This is a genomic window from Streptosporangium longisporum, from assembly GCF_039534895.1.
GTDB classification, from domain to species: Bacteria; Actinomycetota; Actinomycetes; order Streptosporangiales; family Streptosporangiaceae; genus Streptosporangium; species Streptosporangium longisporum.
This window is the reverse complement of record NZ_BAAAWD010000006.1, coordinates 160,834-177,919: the sequence shown is the minus strand read 5'-3', so window position 1 is coordinate 177,919 and position 17,086 is coordinate 160,834. Positions and strand designations below refer to the sequence as shown.

The following is a 17,086-nucleotide window of genomic DNA, read 5'->3' as shown; positions in this document are numbered from 1 at the left end:
CACCTCTCTCTTTCGTGTCCCCCGACGTGGTGTGACCGTACGGGTACGCGGCCCCCGGCGGGAGACCCCGCCGCGCCCGGCCCGTCACCACGCGACCTCCTCGGCGATCGCCGCGGCCTCGCGCGGGCTCAGCCGCCCGTCCGCGACGACGGTGACCACCCGCCGCCGCAGGACGTTCTCCACCACCAGCGGGGTGTCCCAGGCGAGCGCCGTGCCCACCCCCGGGTACTCCTCCACCCGGACGAACCAGGGATCGTCCCGCTGCACGAACACCAGGGTCCACTTCTGCGCCGTCATGGCCAGCCAGGGCGCCGTCGAGCCGTGCACGGCCGATTCGCCCTCGGCGTCCGCGGTGAAGACCCGGCGGTCGGCGGAGGACGCGGGGGCCCGCCAGAAGAACCCGCCGTACCCGGCGCCCGCGCGGCCCTTGGTGGCCGAGCTCCGGATCACCAGCGGCTCGCCGGTGAGGTTCGTCAGCGTGAACGACACCTCCAGCGCCCAGCAGCCGATGAGCTCCACCGCCCGCACGCTCCGCGCCTCGCGGGCCGTCTCGGTGCCGTCCGGGCCCTCCCAGGCCAGTGCCTGCCCGAACCCCGACGCGTCCGACCAGGTGAACTCCAGGTGCCGCTGCACGCCGTGGTCGCCGAGCCAGGACGGACCGGCGTCGCGGACGTAGGTGCGGCCTCCCCAGAAGTTGCCCCCGCCCAGGTCGGAGATGGCGACGCAGACGCCCAGGTGGTGGGGGTGGTCGGCGGGCGCGACCTCGGTCACGGTCGTGCCGGCCAGCGTCCGCACCGGGTGCAGGTACGGCCGGGGCGAGGACGTCCGAGGCATGTCGGGCGCCACGACGTACTCGGCGACCTTGCGGCCGTGCGCCACCAGCACCGGCCGCGCCGGTTCCGGCCGGACCGCTCCCGGCCCCGCCCCCGGCCCCGCCCCCGGCCCCGGCCCCGCCCCCGGCCCCGGCCCCGGCGGGAGCGCTCCCGTCTCCGGCCGGGCCGCTCCTGTCTCCGGCCGGGCCGCTCCCGCGGAGACGCCCGGCGAGGGGCTCGCGGAAGGGCCTGCCGCACCGTCCTTCGCGCCACCCGCCGCACCGGGCTTCCCGTCGCCCTTCCCGCTGTCCTTCGCGTCGCCCTTCGCGCGGCCTCCGGGGAGGTCGTGCGGGTACGCGTCCTCCGGACGCGCCTGCGGGGGCACCGCGAGGATCACCGGGCCGTCCCCGGCGCCCGACGGGTCCCCGGTCCCGGTCTCGGCTCCGGGGAAGGGCCTGCTCCAGGGCACCCGCAGCTCCGAGTAGAGCGCCAGCCGTTCCGCGCTCGCCGCCGTCACCTCGGCGATCCTGGGCAGCACCCGGCGCTCGGCGCCCACCTCCTGGAACACGTCCGGGATGGCCCGGGGCGGGGGCGCCAGCCGTACCGCCTCCAGGACGCGCATGAAACCGGCGGTCCCCTCCAGCGGCACCAGCAGTTCCGCGCCGTCGCGCAGGTGCGCGACGAGGTTCTCCAGCAGGTCGGTCCTGGGGTGCACGACCGAGGTCCCGTCGAACTCGATCCGGTCCTCGGTGTAGGTCAGCCTGATCCGTCCCCGTTCGCCGTGCACGATCAGGTACGGCTCGTGCCGCCGGTCCGCGCAGAGCGAGACCGCGACCGTCACCGTGGTCCGGTCGTCCATCCGGAGCCGCACGCACGAGGTGTCGTCCGCCTCGATCGCGTTGGCCCGGTAGAGCTCGACCTCGACGTCCCGCACCTCGGCACCGGAGACGGCCAGCGCGGTCGCGGTCGCGTGCGCGAGCGGGTTGGTGAGGGCGCCGTCCACGACCGGTACGCCGTCCACCTCACGCCTGCCGGCCCAGAAGACCCGGCCGTAGTAGGAGTAGGGCCGTTCCCACGCGCCCGCCGCGCCGATCCCGGTGACCCGGCCGATCGCCCCCTCGGCGATCATCCTCCGCACCGCGGGGACGGCCCCCGAGCCCAGGCTCTGGAAACCGACCTGGCAGGCGAGCCCGGTCCGGCGCGCCGCCCGCGCGATCCGCAGGTAGTCCGCGTACGTGGCGGCGGGCGGCTTCTCCAGCAGCAGGTGCGTGCCGGCGAGCAGCGCCTTCTCCGCCAGGTCCGCGTGGGTGTGGATGGGCGTGCACAGGATCGTCACCTCGGCTCCGGTACGCCCGATCAGGGCGGCCAGGTCGCCGGAGAACTCCGTCCCGTCCGGCAGGCCGTCGACCGGCCGGACGTCGCACACCCCGACCAGCTCCACCAGCCCGGCCTCGGTCAGCCTTCGTACGTTCGACAGGTGCCACCAGCCGTGCCCGTGCGCCCCGGCCAGTACCACGCGAACCGGTTCCATCACGCCGCCTCCCATCGCAGTCCGGGTCTCACGGGTTCCCCATCTCGGCGGCCGGGCCCGGGGACGGCTTCGCGGAGGACGTCATCCCTTCACCGCCCCGGCCGACATGCCCTGCACCAGGTAGCGCTGGATCACCGCGAAGACCAGGACGACCGGCACCGCGGCGACGACGCCGCCCGCGGCCAGGGCGCCGAAGTCCACGCCGAACTCGCCCAGGGTGTACGCGAGGCCGACCGGCACCGTGAACTTCTCCTGCTCGCTGATGAACATCAGCGCGAACAGGAAGTTGTTCCAGCTGTGGATGAAGGCGAACGAGCCGACCGCGACCAGCGCCGGGCGCAGCAGCGGCAGCACGACCGCGAAGAAGCCGCGGAGCCGGCCGCATCCGTCCACCCAGGCGGCCTGCTCCAGCTCCACCGGGATGTTCCTGATGAAGCCGCTGAGCAGGATCAGCGAGAGCGGCAGCTGGAAGACCGTCTCGGCGATCACCAGGCTCCACAGCGAGTTGACCAGGCCGAGGGTGCGGAAGATCTCGAAGAGCGGGATCAGCATCATCGCGCCGGGGATGAACTGGGTGCAGAGCATCCCGATCATGAACAGCGTCCGGCCGCGGAACGCGTACCTGGCCAGGGCGTAGCCGCCGGCCAGGGCGACCACCGTGGTCATTACCAGCGAGGCGACACCGACCATCAGGCTGTTCCTGAAGAAGATCGCGAAGCTCAGGTCGTTCCAGACCGTCGCGAAGTTGTCGAACGTGATCGGCCAGGGCAGCAGCGAGGTCGACCCGCGGGGCCGGAACGCGAACACCAGCATCCAGTAGAAGGGCACCAGCGTGAACAGCAGGTACAGCCCGAGGGGGACCCAGATCTCCCACCGGCGGGCCCGTCCCCGGTCCTGCCGCCCGGTCCGCGGCGCGGTCGCGGGCGGGGCCAGCCGCGGCCGTTCGGCCGTCTGGAGGGTCATGGCTTCGCTCCGAACCTGCTCAGCCGCAGGTAGGCGATCGAGAAGAAGGTCAGGATCAGGAAGGCGACGGTCGTCAGCGCCGAGCCGTATCCGAAGTCGTGGGACTGCACGGCCTTGGCGGCCACGTACAGCGGCAGCGTGGTGGTGGCGTGCGCGGGGCCGCCGCCGGTCAGCGTGTAGAGCAGGTCGACGTTGTTGAACTCCCACACGCAGCGCAGCAGGGTGGACAGGATGATCGCGTCCCTGAGGTGGGGGAGCGTGATGTGCACGAAGCGCCGCAGCCGCGCGGCCCCGTCCACCGAGGCCGCCTCGTAGAGCTCTTTGGAGATCGTTTGCAGGTCGGCCAGCAGCAGGATCGCGAAGAACGGCACCCCGCGCCAGAGCTCGGCGAGCACCGCGGCCCAGAAGACCGTGTCGGGGTCGGCCAGCGGCGCGGCCCCGTACCGCATCAGTCCCAGGTCGGCGAGGTAGCGGGACAGCCCGGTCGTCGGGTTGTAGAGCAGGATCCAGATGCCGGTCGTCAGCACCCCGGAGACCGCCCAGGGGGAGAAGACCGCCGCGCGGGCCAGCCCGCGGCCGACGAAGGTCTCGTTCACGATCAGCGCCAGGGCCAGGCCGAAGACCAGCTGCAGGGCGACCTCGACGCCGACCCATTTGAGGCTGAAGCCCAGGCTCTGCCAGAACAGGGGATCCTCGAACAGCAGCGTGCGGAAGTTGTCCAGGCCGGCGAAGCCGTTGTCCCAGGGTCTGGTGACGTTGTAGTGCTGGAGGCTGTAGTAGAGGACACCGGCCATCGGATAGACGAGAAAACCCAGCATGGCGATCACCGCGGGTGCGATCAGCACGTAGGGGGTCCTGGAGGCACGACCGGGACGGCGGCGCGTCCGGGGACTCGCCGGAGTGATTGCCATGACCGGCAACTCCTTCCGAGTCGGCGTCAGGAACTGCAACCGGTTGCATGAAACATTGCGGACATCTCCCGGCAACGTCAAGGGCCCAATTTGGTAAACGCCCGCTTATCTGCCCATTTTTCGTTATTTGCAACTTTCAGCGGTCCGGATAGGATGCCGGAACCTTCCGGGAATCGTGTGATTCGGTCGTTGACAGCGGTACAACCGCTTGCACTAATGTTCTCCAGGACCCGCGGGAGGGTCGCGACGAAGGAGCACGGTGGCAGCGACGATCAGGGACGTGGCGCGGGCGTCGGGAGTGCACGTCTCGACCGTGTCCCGCACGTTCTCGGCGCCGCACCTGGTCAACAGCGAGACCCGTAACCGCGTGCTGGCCGTCGCCGAGGACCTCGGCTACCGGCCCAACCGCGCCGCGCGCGCCCTGACCACCGGCAGGACCCACAACATCGGCCTCATCGTCGCCGACATCTCCAACCCCTTCTTCCCCCCGCTGATCAAGGCCGCCCAGGCGCACGCCAGGGCCCGCGACTACCACGTGTTCGTGGCCGACACCGACGAGGACCCGCTGGTCGAGGAGGAGCTGATCCACACCCTCGCCAAGCAGGTGGACGGGGTGCTGCTGTGCAGTCCCCGGCTCTCCAACCGGGTGATAGAACGCCTGCACGCCGACGTGCCGTTCGTGGTGGTCAACCGCCGGGTGAAGGGCATGCCGACGATACTGATGGACATCGGCCAGGGCGCCCGGCTCGCGATCGAGCACCTGGCCGGGCTCGGCCACCGCAGGATCGCGCTGCTGTCCGGCCCCACCGGCTCGTGGACCAGCGGCGAGATGTGCGCCGCCGCGGCCGCCGCCGAGGGCGTCGAGGTGGTCATCATGGGCCCGAACGCGCCCACCGAGCGGGGCGGGCTCGCCGCCGCCGCCGAGGTGATCGGCTCGGGGGTCACCGGCGTGCTCGCCTACAACGACCTGGTCGCCATCGGGCTCATCGAGGGACTGTACGAGCGGGGCGTGCGCGTCCCCGGCGAGATCAGCGTGGTCGGCGTCGACGACATCGTGTCCGGCCGGCTGAACCGCCCCAAACTGACCACCGTGGCCATGCCCACGGCCGCCGCCGGGCGGATGGCCGTCGATCTGCTGCTGCACTCCTTCGGCGACGGAGCCACGCCCACCCTGGCGACCCTGGAGACCAGCCTGGTCGTCCGCGAATCCACCGGAGAGGCGCAGAAATGAACGTCGGAACCACCCCGTCGGGCGAGCCGGTCGAGCGGCACCTGCTGTCGAAGGGGCGGATGCGCGCCTCGATCCTCAGCTACGGGGCGATCCTGCAGACCCTGGAGGTCTCCGGGACGAACGTGGTCCTCGGCTACTCCGACCTCGCCGACTACTTCACGCGCAGCCGCTACTTCGGCGCCGTGGTCGGCCGGTACGGCAACCGCATCGCCGGCGGGCGCTTCACCCTCGACGGCCGGACCTACGAGCTGCCGGTCAACAACGGCCCCAACAGCCTGCACGGCGGGACGTACGGCTTCGACCGGCGCGTCTGGCAGGTCACCGACGCCTCGGACACCGCGGTGACCCTGCGCCACGTCAGCCCCGACGGCGAGCAGGGCTACCCCGGCACGCTCGACGCCTCGGTCACCTACACGCTCGACGAGGACGCGATCCGGATGGACTACCGGGCGGTCACCGACGCGCCGACCGTGCTGAACCTCACCAACCACTCCTACTTCAACCTCGCCGGTGGCGGTGACGTGCTGGGGCACGTGGTCCGCATGGACGCCGACCACTACCTGCCGGTCGACGACACGCTCATCCCGACCGGCGAGCTCGCCCCGGTCGCGGGCACCCCGTTCGACTTCACCGCGCCGCACCGGATCGGCGAGCGGATCGACGACCCGGCGCTGGGCAACGGCTACGACCACTGCTACGTGCTGCGGAGCGGCGAAGGCGGCGAAGGCGGCGGCGCCGGTGCTGTCATCGAGGTCAGCGAGCCGACCGGCGGGCTGGTCATGACGGTCACCACCACCGAGCCCGGCGTGCAGTTCTACACCGGCAACATGCTGGACGGCGTCGCCACCGCCTACGACAAGTACGCGGGGCTGTGCCTGGAGACCCAGCACTTCCCCGACTCGCCCAACCGGCCGGACTTCCCCTCGGTGGTGCTGCGCCCGGGGGAGGAGTACACCTCCTCCACCGTCTACCGGTTCTCCTGACCCTGCCGAAGGGCCGGTGTCCCGGCCGTCACGGCCCTCCGGCCCGGCCGTGGGCCGAAGGGCCTCGTCAGGCCTTGGCGGCCGCGCTCTCGCCGCTGAGGGCCGCGACGGCGCCCATGCCCAGGTAGACGACGCCGCTGGTGACGTCGAGGCGGCGGCGGGCGCGGGCCGAACGGCGCAGGCGGCCTGCCATGGCCGAGGCGAGCAGGGCGTAGGCGCCGTCGCTGACCAGGCCGAGCAGGGTCCAGACCAGGCCGAGCAGCACGATCTGCGGGGCGATCGGCCCGGCGGCCGGATCGGTGAACTGCGGCAGGAAGGCCAGGAAGAAGATCGCGGTCTTCGGGTTGAGCACGTTGACCACGAAGCCCTCCCAGAACAGCCGGGACCTTCCGGCGACCGGGGCCTCGGCGGTCTCGTCCGCGTCCGGCCGCGCGGTCAGCCTGCGCACGCCCAGCCAGATCAGGTAGGCCGCGCCCAGGTACTTGACGATCGTGAACCCGGTCGCCGAGGTGGCGAGCAGGGCACCGATGCCGAACGCGGCGGCGGCCACGTGGACCAGCGAGCCGAGGTGGATGCCCAGCACCGACACCAGACCGGCCGAGCGGCCCTGGGTGACGCTGCGGGTCACGATGTAGACGACCGCGGGCCCCGGGACGAGCAGCAGGGCGAGGGTGGCGGCGACGAAGAGCGCGAGGGCTGTCGGATCCGGCATACCCGGATCGTAGGGTCGCCGCCTCTCCCGGCGCCTCGCATTTTCCGCCCGGGGCGGGCGGGTCGCTAGGGGCGCGTCACCGAGGTCAGCGCGGTCAGCAGGGCCGTGGTGGCCGGAGGGTCGGGGGGCTCGCCGTAGGTGGCCGCGTAGACGTGGCGGGTCGAGCCGGGCAGCTCGATCGCGGTGACGTCCGGGTTCCGGTGGGCCCGCAGGGCCAGACCGGGCAGGGCGGTCACCCCGACCCCGGCGGCGACCAGGGCCTGCACGGCGACGCCGTCGTCGGTCGTGAAGGCGATCTCCGGTTCGAAGCCCGCCCTGTCGCACAGCTCCAGCAGGTGCGTACGGCACCGGTCGCACCCCCCGATCCAGCGGGAGTCCCGGTAGGAGGCGAGACCGTCGGCGGCCCCGGGGACCGGAGCGCTCGCGGCCTCCGGGACGGGGTGCTCCCTGCGGCCGAGGGCGTCCGCCGCGTCCGGGAGGCCCGCCATGCCCGGGACGTCCGCCATGTTCGGGACGTCCGCCACGCCCCGGGCCTTCTCCGGATCCGGGATGACCAGGTAGCTGGGGTCGTCCAGCAGGTGGAGCAGGCGGATCCCGTCGGCCTCGGGGGCGGTGCCGTCGTAACGGAAGATCACGGCCACGTCCACGTACCCCGCCCGGAGCATGCGCAGCGCGTCCGGGGGCTCGGTCTCGGTCAGCCGGAGCTCCAGGCCGGGGTGCTCACCGGCGAGGGCGGCGGCGGCCCTCGGCACGAACGTCCCCAGCGCCGAGGGGAAGGCGGCCAGCCTGACCCGTCCGGCGCGCAGGCCCACGTGGGCCGAGAGCTCGGCGGACGCGGAGTCGAGGCGGCCGATGATCTCGACGGCGCGCTCGGCCAGCAGGCGGCCCGCCTCGGTCAGCCTGATGCCCCGCCCGGCCCGCTGGATCAGCTTGGCGCCGGTCTCGGCCTCCAGCTTGGCCAGGTGGTGGCTGACCGAGGGTTGCGAGTAGTGCAGTTCCCTGGCCGCGGCGGTCACCGACCCGTGCCGGGACACGGCCGCGAGAACACGGAGACGCACGATATCAAGCATGTATTAACTTTATCGATGAATCGGGGGGTAAATGCGCATTAGACGTTATGGGTCGTCCGGAGCATCCTGGATCCATGACGACGTTGACGCTCACCCGCCCGGGCCTGGCCGAGTTGGTCGAGGGAGTCCGGGAGCTCACCGCCTCCTCCGCCGGACCCCGGGCCACCGCCTTCGCCGTGGCCGGTCTGCTGCGTGAACGGCTCCCGTCCCCGGAGATCCTCACCGAGACCGAGCGCCTCGGCGACCCCGACCACTACGCCGCGCACACCCTGCACACCGAGGAGACCTTCTCGGTCGTGGCCGTGGTCTGGCGGCCCGGTCAGAAGACGGTGATCCACGACCACATCGCCTGGTGCGTGTTCGGGGTCCTGCAGGGGGTCGAGTACGAGACCCTCTACCGCGACCACGGCGACCACCTGACCGAGATCGGCCGCGCGGCCAACCTGACCGGGGAGGTCAGCGGCTTCGCCCCTCCCGGGGACATCCACCGGGTGCACAACACGGGCGACGAGACCGCGATCTCGCTGCACATCTACGGCGCCGACCTGAGCGCCGCCCCCACCAGCGTCCGCCGGACCTACGACCTGCCCGTCCGCTGAGGGACGTGTCCCCGTCCCCCGCGAGGCCGCACGGTCCCCTCTGAAGGGCCGTCCGCCGGTGGCGTGCGAGACGCGACGCCCCCGGCGGACGGGTCCGACGGCCGTCAGGCGGTCGCGGAGCCGTACTCGTGCAGGAAGAGCGCCTCGGCGGTGGCGGTGCGGCGGAACTCCTCGATGTCGACCCGCTCGTTCGGGGCGTGGATCGCCGCGTCGTCGTCCTCGGCGCCGAAGAGCAGGACCGTGGCGGCCGGGAACTGCCGGACGAGGGTGGAGACGAGCGGAATCGAGCCGCCGGCGCCGATGTCGCGCGGGGGGCGGCCGAAGGCGCGTTCCATGGCCCGGTTCAGCGCGGAGCGGGCGGCCCCACCGGTGTCGGCGAGGTAGCCCGAGCCCATGTTGTACTCGCCGATCTCGACCTGGACGCCCCAGGGGGCGACCTGCCGCAGGAAGTCGACCACGGCCTCGACGGTCGTCTTGGGGTCGCCCGCGGGGGGCACCCGCACGGTCACCCTGGCCCTGGCGACGGCCTGGACCGCGTTGATGGCGCCGGAGACCGACGGCACGTCCAGGCCGGTGACCGTGATCGCGTACGAGGCCCACAGCCGGTCGGCCAGCGAACCCGAGCCGACCAGCGAGACGCCGTCCAGCACGCCCGCGGTGGCCCGGAAGTCCTCCTCCGACGGGCCTGCGCCGAGGAAGCTGCCGCGCGGCAGGCCCGGCACCCGGATGTCGCCGTGGTCGTCGTGCAGGGCGGCCAGCATCCGGATCAGCGCGGCCAGCGCGTCCGGGGCGGCGCCGCCGAACGAGCCGCTGTGCAGCGACTCCCGCAGGGTGCGCACCTCGATCGTGAAGGCGCCCATGCCGCGCAGCGAGGTCGTCACCGACGGGTCGCCCACCCTGGGGTTGCCGGTGTCGGCGACCACGATCGCGTCGGCGCGGAACAGCTCGGGGTTCTGCTCGACGAAGGACTCCAGCCGCTCGCCCGCGTACTCCTCCTGGCCCTCGATGACGACCCGGACGCCGACCGGGAAGCGGCCCTGGAAGGCGCGGAGCGCCGCGACGTGCGAGAGGACCCCGGACTTGTCGTCGGCCGCGCCGCGGCCGTAGATCGCGCCGTCGATCTCGGTCGGCTCGAAGGGCGAGGTGCGCCAGAGCGCCGGGTCGCCGGCGGGCTGCACGTCGTAGTGCGCGTACAGCAGCACGGTCGGCGCGCCGGGCGGGGCCGGGGCCTCGGCGTAGACGGCCGGGAAGCTGCCCTCGACGGGGATCTGCCGGACGTGCGGCAGTCCGGCGCTGCGCAGCAGCTCCTCGGTCAGCGCGGCGGCCGCGTGGACCGGCTCCTCCGGATGACCGGGGAAGGCGACCGAAGGGATGGCGACGAGCCGCTTGAGGTCCGCGATCGCCTGAGGCATGCCGGCGGTGACGGCGTTCTCGATCTCGTCAGGAGTCACGACGTTCCCTCGAATCTCTATATCTGGTGCGTCCCATTGCACCACAACGGCCGGGACGGCCGTGTCCGCGCACGATTCCAGCACACCCCGGTTCCGCCCGGTGGAACCGGGGCCGGGCGGACCCGGCGCGCCCCGCCGTACCATCGCGGATTTCGTCGTTGTTACATGACGGTTTTGCGGATTCCGGGGTTCTCGCACTCCAATGCCACGCTTTCACTTGGCAAGAACCTTTCTGGAGTGCAGACTGTGGGAAGCCCGGCCCGACAAGGAAAGATCGCCATGACGCACCCTGAGAACACCGACGTGGCCTCCCTCATGAAGGCCGCCCAGGACAACCTGTGGATGCACTTCACCCGGCACGGCGCGTACGAGGGCGCCGAGGTGCCGATGATCGTCCGGGGTGAGGGCTCCTCCATCTACGACGTGCGCGGCAAGCGCTACCTCGACGGGCTCGCCGGCCTGTTCGTGGTCCAGGCCGGGCACGGCCGCAGCGAGCTGGCCGAGGCCGCCGCCAAGCAGGCCCAGGAGCTGGCGTTCTTCCCGCTGTGGTCCTACGCCCACCCCAAGGCCGTCGAGCTGGCGCAGCGCCTGGCCGCGGAGACCCCCGGCGACCTCAACCGGGTCTTCTTCACCACCGGCGGCGGCGAGGCCGTCGAGAGCGCCTGGAAGCTCGCCAAGCAGTACTTCAAGATGACCGGCAGGCCGCTCAAGCACAAGGTCATCAGCCGTCAGGTGGCCTACCACGGCACCCCGCAGGGCGCCCTGTCGATCACCGGCATCCCGGCCTTCAAGCAGATGTTCGAGCCGCTGGTCCCGGGGTCGGTCCGGGTGCCCAACACCAACCACTACCGGGCCGACGAGATCACCGGCGTGCCCGGCATGACGCCCGAGCAGTACGGTTTCTGGGCCGCCGAGCGCGTCGCCCGCGCCATCGAGATGGAGGGCCCCGACACCGTGGCCGCCGTCTTCGTCGAGCCGGTGCAGAACGCCGGCGGGTGCTTCCCGCCGCCTCCCGGCTACTTCAAGCGGCTGCGGGAGATCTGCGACGAGTACGACGTGCTGCTCGTCTCGGACGAGGTCATCTGCGCCTTCGGCCGGCTCGGCACCATGTTCGGCGGGCAGAAGTTCGACTACGTCCCCGACATCATCACCTGCGCCAAGGGCATGACCAGCGGCTACTCGCCGATCGGCGCCATGATCGTCTCCGACCGGCTGTTCGAGCCGTTCAAGAGCGGCAGCGAGATGTTCGCCCACGGCTACACCTTCGGCGGGCACCCGGTCTCCTCGGCCGTCGCGCTGGCCAACCTCGACCTGTTCGAGCGCGAGGACCTGCTCGGCCACGTCACCCGCAACGAGCCGGTCTTCCGCTCCACCCTGGAGCGCCTGCTCGACCTGCCGATCGTCGGCGACGTGCGCGGCTCGGGCTACTTCTGGGGCGTCGAGCTGGTCAAGGACAAGGCCACCAAGGAGACCTTCACCGCCGAGGAGTCCGAGCGCCTCATCCGGGGCTTCCTGTCCGGTGCCCTCTACGAGGCGGGGCTGTACTGCCGCGCCGACGACCGCGGCGACCCGGTCGTCCAGCTCGCGCCGCCGCTGATCTGCGGCCCGGCGGAGTTCGACGAGATCGAGTCCATCCTCCGCTCGGTGCTGACGGAGGCGTGGAGCCGTCTGTGAACGCGGGGCCGGTGCCCCCGGCCGGGGCCGTCGGGTCACCGCCGACGCCCCGGGAGTCCCACCGTACCGAAGCCAGGAAAGGGAAGATCAATGAAGATCGGCGTCCCCACCGAGGTCAAGAACCACGAGTACCGCGTCGCGGCCACCCCGGCAGGGGTGCACGAGCTCGTCCGCCACGGTCACGAGGTCTACGTCCAGCGTGACGCGGGCCTCGGCTCGCACCTGCCCGACGAGGAGTACCTCGGCGCCGGGGCCAAGATCCTCGACTCCGCCGACGAGGTGTGGGGTCAGGCCGAGATGATCCTCAAGGTGAAGGAGCCCATCGCGGAGGAGTACCACCGCATGCGCCCCGGCCAGGTGCTCTTCACCTACCTGCACCTCGCCGCCGGTCGCGAGTGCACCGCCGCCCTGCTGGAGCGGCAGGTCACCGCCATCGCGTACGAGACCGTCCAGGTCGGCAACACCCTGCCGCTGCTCGCGCCGATGTCGGAGGTCGCGGGCCGGCTGGCCCCGCAGGTGGGGGCGTACAACCTGATGCGCTTCAACGGCGGGCGCGGGGTGCTGCCCGGCGGCGTGCCCGGGGTGGCCCCCGCCAAGGTGGTCGTCATCGGGGGCGGCGTGTCCGGGCTCAACGCCGCCCAGATCGCGGTGGGCATGGGCGCGGACGTCACCGTCCTGGACCTCAACGTGGACCGCCTGCGCTTCATCGACGCGATCTACCAGGGCCGGATGAAGACCCTCGTCTCGACCTCGTACGCGATCGAGAGGGAGGTCCTGGAGGCCGACCTGGTCATCGGCGCGGTGCTGATCCCCGGCGCCAAGGCCCCGACGCTGGTCTCCAACGAGCTGGTCTCCCGGATGAAGAAGGGCTCGGTGCTCGTCGACATCGCGATCGACCAGGGCGGCTGCTTCGAGGACTCCCGGCCGACCACGCACGCCGAGCCGACCTACCGGGTGCACGACTCGATCTTCTACTGCGTGGCCAACATGCCCGGATCGGTGGCCCACACCTCCACCTACGCGCTGACCAACGCCACGCTGCCCTACGCGGTCAAGCTGGCCGACCTCGGCTGGAGGGCCGCGCTCCAGCGGGACGCCTCCCTCGCGCCGGGCCTCAACACGCACGCTGGCCGGCTCACCAACGAGCAGGTCGGCCTCTCCCTCGGCCTGCCGCACGTGCCGGTCTCCGAGGCCCTCGCCGCCTGACCTCCCCGCCCGGCCGTACGACCCGCTGCCCTACGGCCCAGATCGTCCCGTCCCCGCGTGATCGACCCTGTCCCGTGATCGGCCCCACGGCCCGGTCACGTGGGCAGGGCCGTGCGCAGCGCGCGGGCGGTGACCAGGACGTGCTCGATCTCCACCGGGGTCGGCCAGGGCGCCCCGCCGGGACGCAGCAGCGTGGCCCGTACGGACGCCAGGTGCTCGACGGCACCCCGCGGCAGCCCGCTCCGCTCGGTCAGCCAGGTCGTGACGTCGGTGTGGTCGCGCAGCGGCCGGGTGACGAGATCCCAGGTGCCGAGCACCTCGGTCAGGTCGGAGACCCTCAGCGGGGTGCCGCCCCGCCGGGCGACGGCGGCCGCGGCCAGCTCGGCCCTGGCGACCAGCTCGGGCTCGGTGGCCCGGTCCCACAGCGGGGACGGCGGATCGCGCAGCCAGCGCTCGGCCTCGCGGGCGAAACCCGCGGCCGACAGCAGCGCGGCCAGCTCCACCGCGGCCCGATGGTGACCGGCCTGTGCCGCCTGGCGGAACCAGTGCTGCCCGCCCTGAAGATCGCTGTGCTCGGCGATGAGGAGCAGACCGAAATTGAAGGCCGCCTCGGGGTCTCCACCCGCCGCGGCCCGGCTGAACCAGTGGCTGGCCCCCTGCGCGTCGCTCATCTCCACGCACACGAACCCGGCCGTCCGCTGGTCGTCGATCCGGCCGGTGCAGGCCGCGCGCTCGAACCAGGCGCGGGCGGTGCGCAGGTCCCCCAGGGAGAGCGCGATGCCGCCGAGCTGGGACGCGGCGCCGGGGTGCTCGTTCCTGGCGGCCAGCCGGAAGAACGCCTCCGCCCCCTCCGGGTCCCGGTTGGCCTGCAGGAACAGCCCCAGATGGTAGGCCGCGTCGGCGTGGCCGCCCCGGGCCGCCAGCTCCCACCAGCGCAGCGTCTCGTCCTCCTCCCCGGAGGCGTAGGCGAGGAACCCCAGGTCGTGGGCGGAGGCGAGGTCGCCGTCCATCGCCGCCCTGCGGTGCCACTCCCCGGCGGTCTCGGCCTCCCTGCAGTCCTCGCAGAGCAGCGCGAGCCGCCTGGCGGCCCCCCGCGAGCCCGCCCTGGCCGCGGTCTCGAACCAGCGGCGGGCGGCCGGGACGTCGCCGTGCTGGTCGAGCAGGAGCGTGGCCAGGTTCACCGCGGCCTCGACGTCACCGGCCTTCGCCGCCAGCTCGTACCACCTGGCGGCGTCCCCGGGGCTGCCGTGCTTCTCGTGCCAGACGCCCAGGTTGTAGGCACTGTCGAGGTTGCCCGCGGCGGCGGCGCGCTCCCACCAGTGCCGGGCCGCCGACCGGTCGCCCCGCTGCGCGAAGTGGCGGCCGAGCAGGTGGGCGGCCTGCACGTCACCGCCGTGCGCGGCGAGCAGCAGCCCGGTCTCGCCGTCGGCGTCGTCCTCGTGCGCGGGCATGCGGGGAGTGGGCACCAGCCCCGCGGTCGTCTCCGGGTCGTCGGGCCCCCATTCCATGTCACCCTCCTCGCTGACGGCACGTGGCCGACAGATCACAGGGTGACACGTAACCGATCGGTGACGGAAGGTAATCATGCACATCGAGCCCGCGCCGTTCCCGATTCCGGACCCGCGGCCGTCCGTCCGCTCCCGGACGGGCGGCCGGCCGCTCTCGATCGAGCGGCCGGCCGCCCTCGGGCAAGCGGACGGGCCGGGCGGACGGGCGGGCGACCTGACGGCCGGGATATCGGTCAGGCGCCGCTTCGGAGCACCGACACGCGCTCCAGGTACTCGTCGCCGCTCATCTCGCCGCGGGCGTACCGCTCGGCGACGATCTGCTCGGCCGCCGCGGTCGGGCTCTGCGGGGGAGCCGCCGGGGGCGTGCGGTGCGCGGCCCACGGCCCCCGGCCCGCACGACGGGCCCGGAACGCCAGCGTCGCCACCACGATCCAGAACACGATCCAGAAGGCCGGGAACACCGGCCACCACGGTCCGGGCCCGCCGTGCGGGACCATTGACGGGACCATCGAGAGGACGTCCATGTCCTCACCTCCTTCGACACGTCAAGCCTCCCGCCGGGGGCCCCGCCGCGAATCGCCCCGCCGGCCCATCCCGCCCTACCCCGGACGGTGTACGGCGCGGCCGGGAGGCCGGGGAACCGGGGGCCGGGGGGCGTCAGGCCCAGCCGGGGCGGACCAGGCCGGACTCGTAGGCGATGACGACGAGCTGGGCGCGGTCGCGGGCGTGGAGCTTCATCATGGCCCGGCTCACATGGGTCTTGGCGGTGGCGGGGCTCATGAACAGCGTGTCGGCGATCTCGTCGTTGGTCATGCCGGTGCCGACCAGGGCGAGGACCTCGCGCTCCCGCTCGGTGAGCGGGCCGAGCTCGCGGGTGCGCCGGGGCTCCTTGGCGCGGCTGGCGTACTCGGCGATCAGGCGCCGGGTCACCCCGGGGGAGAGCAGGGCGTCGCCCGCGGCCACCACCCGCACGGCCTGGATGAGCTCGGCCGGTTCGGTGTCCTTGACCAGGAAACCGCTGGCGCCGTTGCGCAGGGCCTCGAAGACGTACTCGTCCAGCTCGAAGGTGGTCAAAATGATGATCTTCGGGCCGGGGGGCATCTCGCGGGTGGCGGTCAGCCCGTCCATGCCGGGCATCCGGATGTCCATCAGGATCACGTCGGGTCGGGTCTCGGCGGCCAGCCGCAGGGCCTGGGCGCCGTCCCCGGCCTCGCCCACCACGGTCATGCCGGGCTGGGCGTCCAGCAGGGCGCGGAACCCGGCCCTGACGAGCGCCTGGTCGTCGGCGAGAACGATCTTGATCATTCGGGTGTCTCCGGGATCGGGAGCCGGGCCTCGACGCGGAAGCCCCGGCCGTGGCGGGTGGCGGTCAGCGTTCCCCCGAGGGCGGAGGCCCGCTCCCGCATGCCCGGAAGGCCGTTCCCGCCCCCCAGGCCCTCCGTGTGGACCTCGCCGCCCTCGCCGCCCGAGTCGGTGACCCGGACCGTCAGCGTGCGCGGCCCGTAGTCGAGCACGAGCCTGACCGACGCCCCCGGGGCGTGCCGGGTGACGTTGGTCAGGGCCTCCTGCGCGATGCGGTACCCGGCCCGGTCGACCTCGGCGGGCAGCGGCCTGACCTCGCCGGTGACCTCCCGCTCCACCGGCAGCCCGGTGCGGCCGACGAGGTCGTCGAGCAGGCCGAGCCCGGCGGTGGGGGAGCGCGGAGCGTCGTCGCGGAGCACGCTGAGCACCGAGCGCATCTCGGTCAGCACGTCCTTGGACGCCTGCTTGATCGTGGTGAGCGCGGTCCGCGCCTGCTCGGGATGCTCGTCGATGAGGTGCAGGGCGGTGGAGGCCTGCACGTGGATGAGGGAGATGTTGTGCGCGAGCACGTCGTGCAGCTCCTGGGCCATGGTCAGCCGCTCCTCGCTGGCCTGCCGGCGCGACTCCTCCTCCTCGGTCCGGGCGCGCTCGGCCCGCCGCTCCCTGCGGGTCCGGGAGAACTCCGCGACCACCAGCACCAGGCCCATCAGCGCGGCCACCGTGAGGAGGTGGAACCAGTCGCGGGTGGGGACCGGGGCGAACCAGACCGTGTAGACCACGACGAAGCCGTAGGCCGCGGCCCAGACCGGCCAGGCCACCCGCCGGTGACCGGCGGCCACGGCGTGGTGGAACGCGATCACCGGGCTGAGGAAGACCGGGCCGTAGGAATAGCCCAGGGCCATGAAGAGCGCGGTCGAGTCCACCGCGACGAGCATGCCGAAAACCGGGTGGCGGCGTACCACGAGGGCGAGGGGGCCGGTCAGCAGCAGTGCCCAGCCCAGCGGGTCGAGCGGGGTGCGGAGCAGGTCCGGGGCGTGGATCTGCCAGCGCTGCGCGGCGAGCGTGCCCACGACCTGGAAGAACCCCGCGACGAGGGGCAGCAGCAGGTCCGCCGGGCGGGGTTTGACGTGCAC

Annotated in this window: 15 protein-coding genes; 5 read left to right on the top strand and 10 right to left on the bottom strand. The window is 72.6% G+C overall.

Annotation, left to right across the window (positions count from 1 at the left end):
- Positions 1-84 precede the first annotated feature (84 nt).
- The 3 genes from ABD832_RS05000 to ABD832_RS04990 form a co-directional block, all read right to left on the bottom strand.
- A complete protein-coding gene (locus tag ABD832_RS05000; RefSeq protein WP_344889025.1) occupies positions 85-2,343 on the bottom strand; it encodes a DUF6807 family protein in 2,259 nt (752 codons plus the stop codon).
- A gap of 81 nt (positions 2,344-2,424) precedes the next feature.
- Entirely contained in the window at positions 2,425-3,306 is an 882-nt protein-coding gene (locus tag ABD832_RS04995; RefSeq protein ID WP_344889022.1) for a carbohydrate ABC transporter permease, read from the bottom strand.
- On the bottom strand, positions 3,303-4,217 hold the full coding sequence (locus ABD832_RS04990) for a carbohydrate ABC transporter permease (RefSeq protein WP_344889019.1): 915 nt from the start codon (positions 4,215-4,217) through the stop codon (positions 3,303-3,305). The genes ABD832_RS04995 and ABD832_RS04990 overlap by 4 nt, the downstream gene beginning before the upstream one ends.
- Positions 4,218-4,476: 259 nt before the next feature.
- Between ABD832_RS04990 and ABD832_RS04985 the strand changes: the two genes are divergently transcribed.
- Both ABD832_RS04985 and ABD832_RS04980 read left to right on the top strand, forming a co-directional pair.
- Entirely contained in the window at positions 4,477-5,448 is a 972-nt protein-coding gene (locus ABD832_RS04985) for a LacI family DNA-binding transcriptional regulator (RefSeq protein ID WP_344889016.1), read from the top strand.
- Positions 5,445-6,431: an aldose epimerase family protein gene (locus ABD832_RS04980; protein WP_344889013.1), complete on the top strand. Its 987-nt coding sequence runs from the start codon at positions 5,445-5,447 to the stop codon at positions 6,429-6,431. Before ABD832_RS04985 ends, ABD832_RS04980 begins: the two co-directional genes overlap by 4 nt.
- Before the next feature lie 67 nt (positions 6,432-6,498).
- On the opposite strand, the gene ABD832_RS04975 is transcribed toward ABD832_RS04980, so the two are convergent.
- Both ABD832_RS04975 and ABD832_RS04970 read right to left on the bottom strand, forming a co-directional pair.
- A complete protein-coding gene (locus ABD832_RS04975; protein WP_344889010.1) occupies positions 6,499-7,143 on the bottom strand; it encodes a LysE family translocator in 645 nt (214 codons plus the stop codon).
- 65 nt (positions 7,144-7,208) lie between these two features.
- On the bottom strand, positions 7,209-8,213 hold the full coding sequence (locus tag ABD832_RS04970; protein WP_344889007.1) for a LysR family transcriptional regulator: 1,005 nt from the start codon (positions 8,211-8,213) through the stop codon (positions 7,209-7,211).
- 74 nt (positions 8,214-8,287) lie between these two features.
- Here ABD832_RS04970 and ABD832_RS04965 point away from each other — a divergent pair, with 74 nt between their 5' ends.
- Complete coding sequence (locus ABD832_RS04965) at positions 8,288-8,812, top strand: cysteine dioxygenase family protein (RefSeq protein WP_344889004.1); 525 nt, start codon at positions 8,288-8,290, stop codon at positions 8,810-8,812.
- A gap of 104 nt (positions 8,813-8,916) precedes the next feature.
- Here the strand turns inward: ABD832_RS04965 and ABD832_RS04960 are convergent, their stop codons facing one another.
- A complete protein-coding gene (locus ABD832_RS04960; RefSeq protein ID WP_344889001.1) occupies positions 8,917-10,263 on the bottom strand; it encodes a M20/M25/M40 family metallo-hydrolase in 1,347 nt (448 codons plus the stop codon).
- 279 nt (positions 10,264-10,542) lie between these two features.
- Here ABD832_RS04960 and ABD832_RS04955 point away from each other — a divergent pair, with 279 nt between their 5' ends.
- Together ABD832_RS04955 and ald are read left to right on the top strand one after the other, a co-directional pair.
- Positions 10,543-11,937 (top strand): aspartate aminotransferase family protein, encoded by a 1,395-nt coding sequence (locus ABD832_RS04955; protein WP_344888998.1) that lies wholly within the window; start codon positions 10,543-10,545, stop codon positions 11,935-11,937.
- A 90-nt stretch (positions 11,938-12,027) separates the two neighbouring features.
- On the top strand, positions 12,028-13,143 hold the full coding sequence (ald, locus tag ABD832_RS04950; RefSeq protein ID WP_344888996.1) for an alanine dehydrogenase: 1,116 nt from the start codon (positions 12,028-12,030) through the stop codon (positions 13,141-13,143).
- Positions 13,144-13,238: 95 nt separating this feature from the next.
- On the opposite strand, the gene ABD832_RS04945 is transcribed toward ald, so the two are convergent.
- The 4 genes from ABD832_RS04945 to ABD832_RS04930 all read right to left on the bottom strand — a co-directional run bounded on the left by ABD832_RS04945 (position 13,239) and on the right by ABD832_RS04930 (position 17,086).
- The gene (locus tag ABD832_RS04945) at positions 13,239-14,651 is read right to left on the bottom strand and encodes a tetratricopeptide repeat protein (RefSeq protein WP_344888993.1); all 1,413 of its coding nucleotides are present in this window, start codon (positions 14,649-14,651) and stop codon (positions 13,239-13,241) included.
- A gap of 233 nt (positions 14,652-14,884) precedes the next feature.
- Complete coding sequence (locus ABD832_RS04940; RefSeq protein ID WP_344888990.1) at positions 14,885-15,175, bottom strand: SHOCT domain-containing protein; 291 nt, start codon at positions 15,173-15,175, stop codon at positions 14,885-14,887.
- A gap of 133 nt (positions 15,176-15,308) precedes the next feature.
- Positions 15,309-15,956 carry a response regulator transcription factor gene (locus ABD832_RS04935; RefSeq protein ID WP_344888987.1) on the bottom strand — a complete coding sequence of 216 codons (648 nt, stop codon included), beginning with the start codon at positions 15,954-15,956 and terminating at the stop codon, positions 15,309-15,311.
- Positions 15,953-17,086 (bottom strand): sensor histidine kinase, encoded by a 1,134-nt coding sequence (locus tag ABD832_RS04930; RefSeq protein WP_344888984.1) that lies wholly within the window; start codon positions 17,084-17,086, stop codon positions 15,953-15,955. Before ABD832_RS04930 ends, ABD832_RS04935 begins: the two co-directional genes overlap by 4 nt.

What these genes read in the sequence shown, in the direction of transcription:
- ABD832_RS05000 (WP_344889025.1), bottom strand. Translation starts at nt 2,343, where the DNA reads ATGGAACCGGTTCGCGTGGTACTGGCCGGGGCGCACGGGCACGGCTGG.
- ABD832_RS04995 (WP_344889022.1), bottom strand. Translation starts at nt 3,306, where the DNA reads ATGACCCTCCAGACGGCCGAACGGCCGCGGCTGGCCCCGCCCGCGACC.
- ABD832_RS04990 (WP_344889019.1), bottom strand. Translation starts at nt 4,217, where the DNA reads ATGGCAATCACTCCGGCGAGTCCCCGGACGCGCCGCCGTCCCGGTCGT.
- ABD832_RS04980 (WP_344889013.1), top strand. Translation starts at nt 5,445, where the DNA reads ATGAACGTCGGAACCACCCCGTCGGGCGAGCCGGTCGAGCGGCACCTG.
- ABD832_RS04975 (WP_344889010.1), bottom strand. Translation starts at nt 7,143, where the DNA reads ATGCCGGATCCGACAGCCCTCGCGCTCTTCGTCGCCGCCACCCTCGCC.
- ABD832_RS04970 (WP_344889007.1), bottom strand. Translation starts at nt 8,213, where the DNA reads ATGCTTGATATCGTGCGTCTCCGTGTTCTCGCGGCCGTGTCCCGGCAC.
- ABD832_RS04965 (WP_344889004.1), top strand. Translation starts at nt 8,288, where the DNA reads ATGACGACGTTGACGCTCACCCGCCCGGGCCTGGCCGAGTTGGTCGAG.
- ABD832_RS04955 (WP_344888998.1), top strand. Translation starts at nt 10,543, where the DNA reads ATGACGCACCCTGAGAACACCGACGTGGCCTCCCTCATGAAGGCCGCC.
- ald (WP_344888996.1), top strand. Translation starts at nt 12,028, where the DNA reads ATGAAGATCGGCGTCCCCACCGAGGTCAAGAACCACGAGTACCGCGTC.
- ABD832_RS04945 (WP_344888993.1), bottom strand. Translation starts at nt 14,651, where the DNA reads ATGGAATGGGGGCCCGACGACCCGGAGACGACCGCGGGGCTGGTGCCC.
- ABD832_RS04940 (WP_344888990.1), bottom strand. Translation starts at nt 15,175, where the DNA reads ATGGACGTCCTCTCGATGGTCCCGTCAATGGTCCCGCACGGCGGGCCC.
- ABD832_RS04935 (WP_344888987.1), bottom strand. Translation starts at nt 15,956, where the DNA reads ATGATCAAGATCGTTCTCGCCGACGACCAGGCGCTCGTCAGGGCCGGG.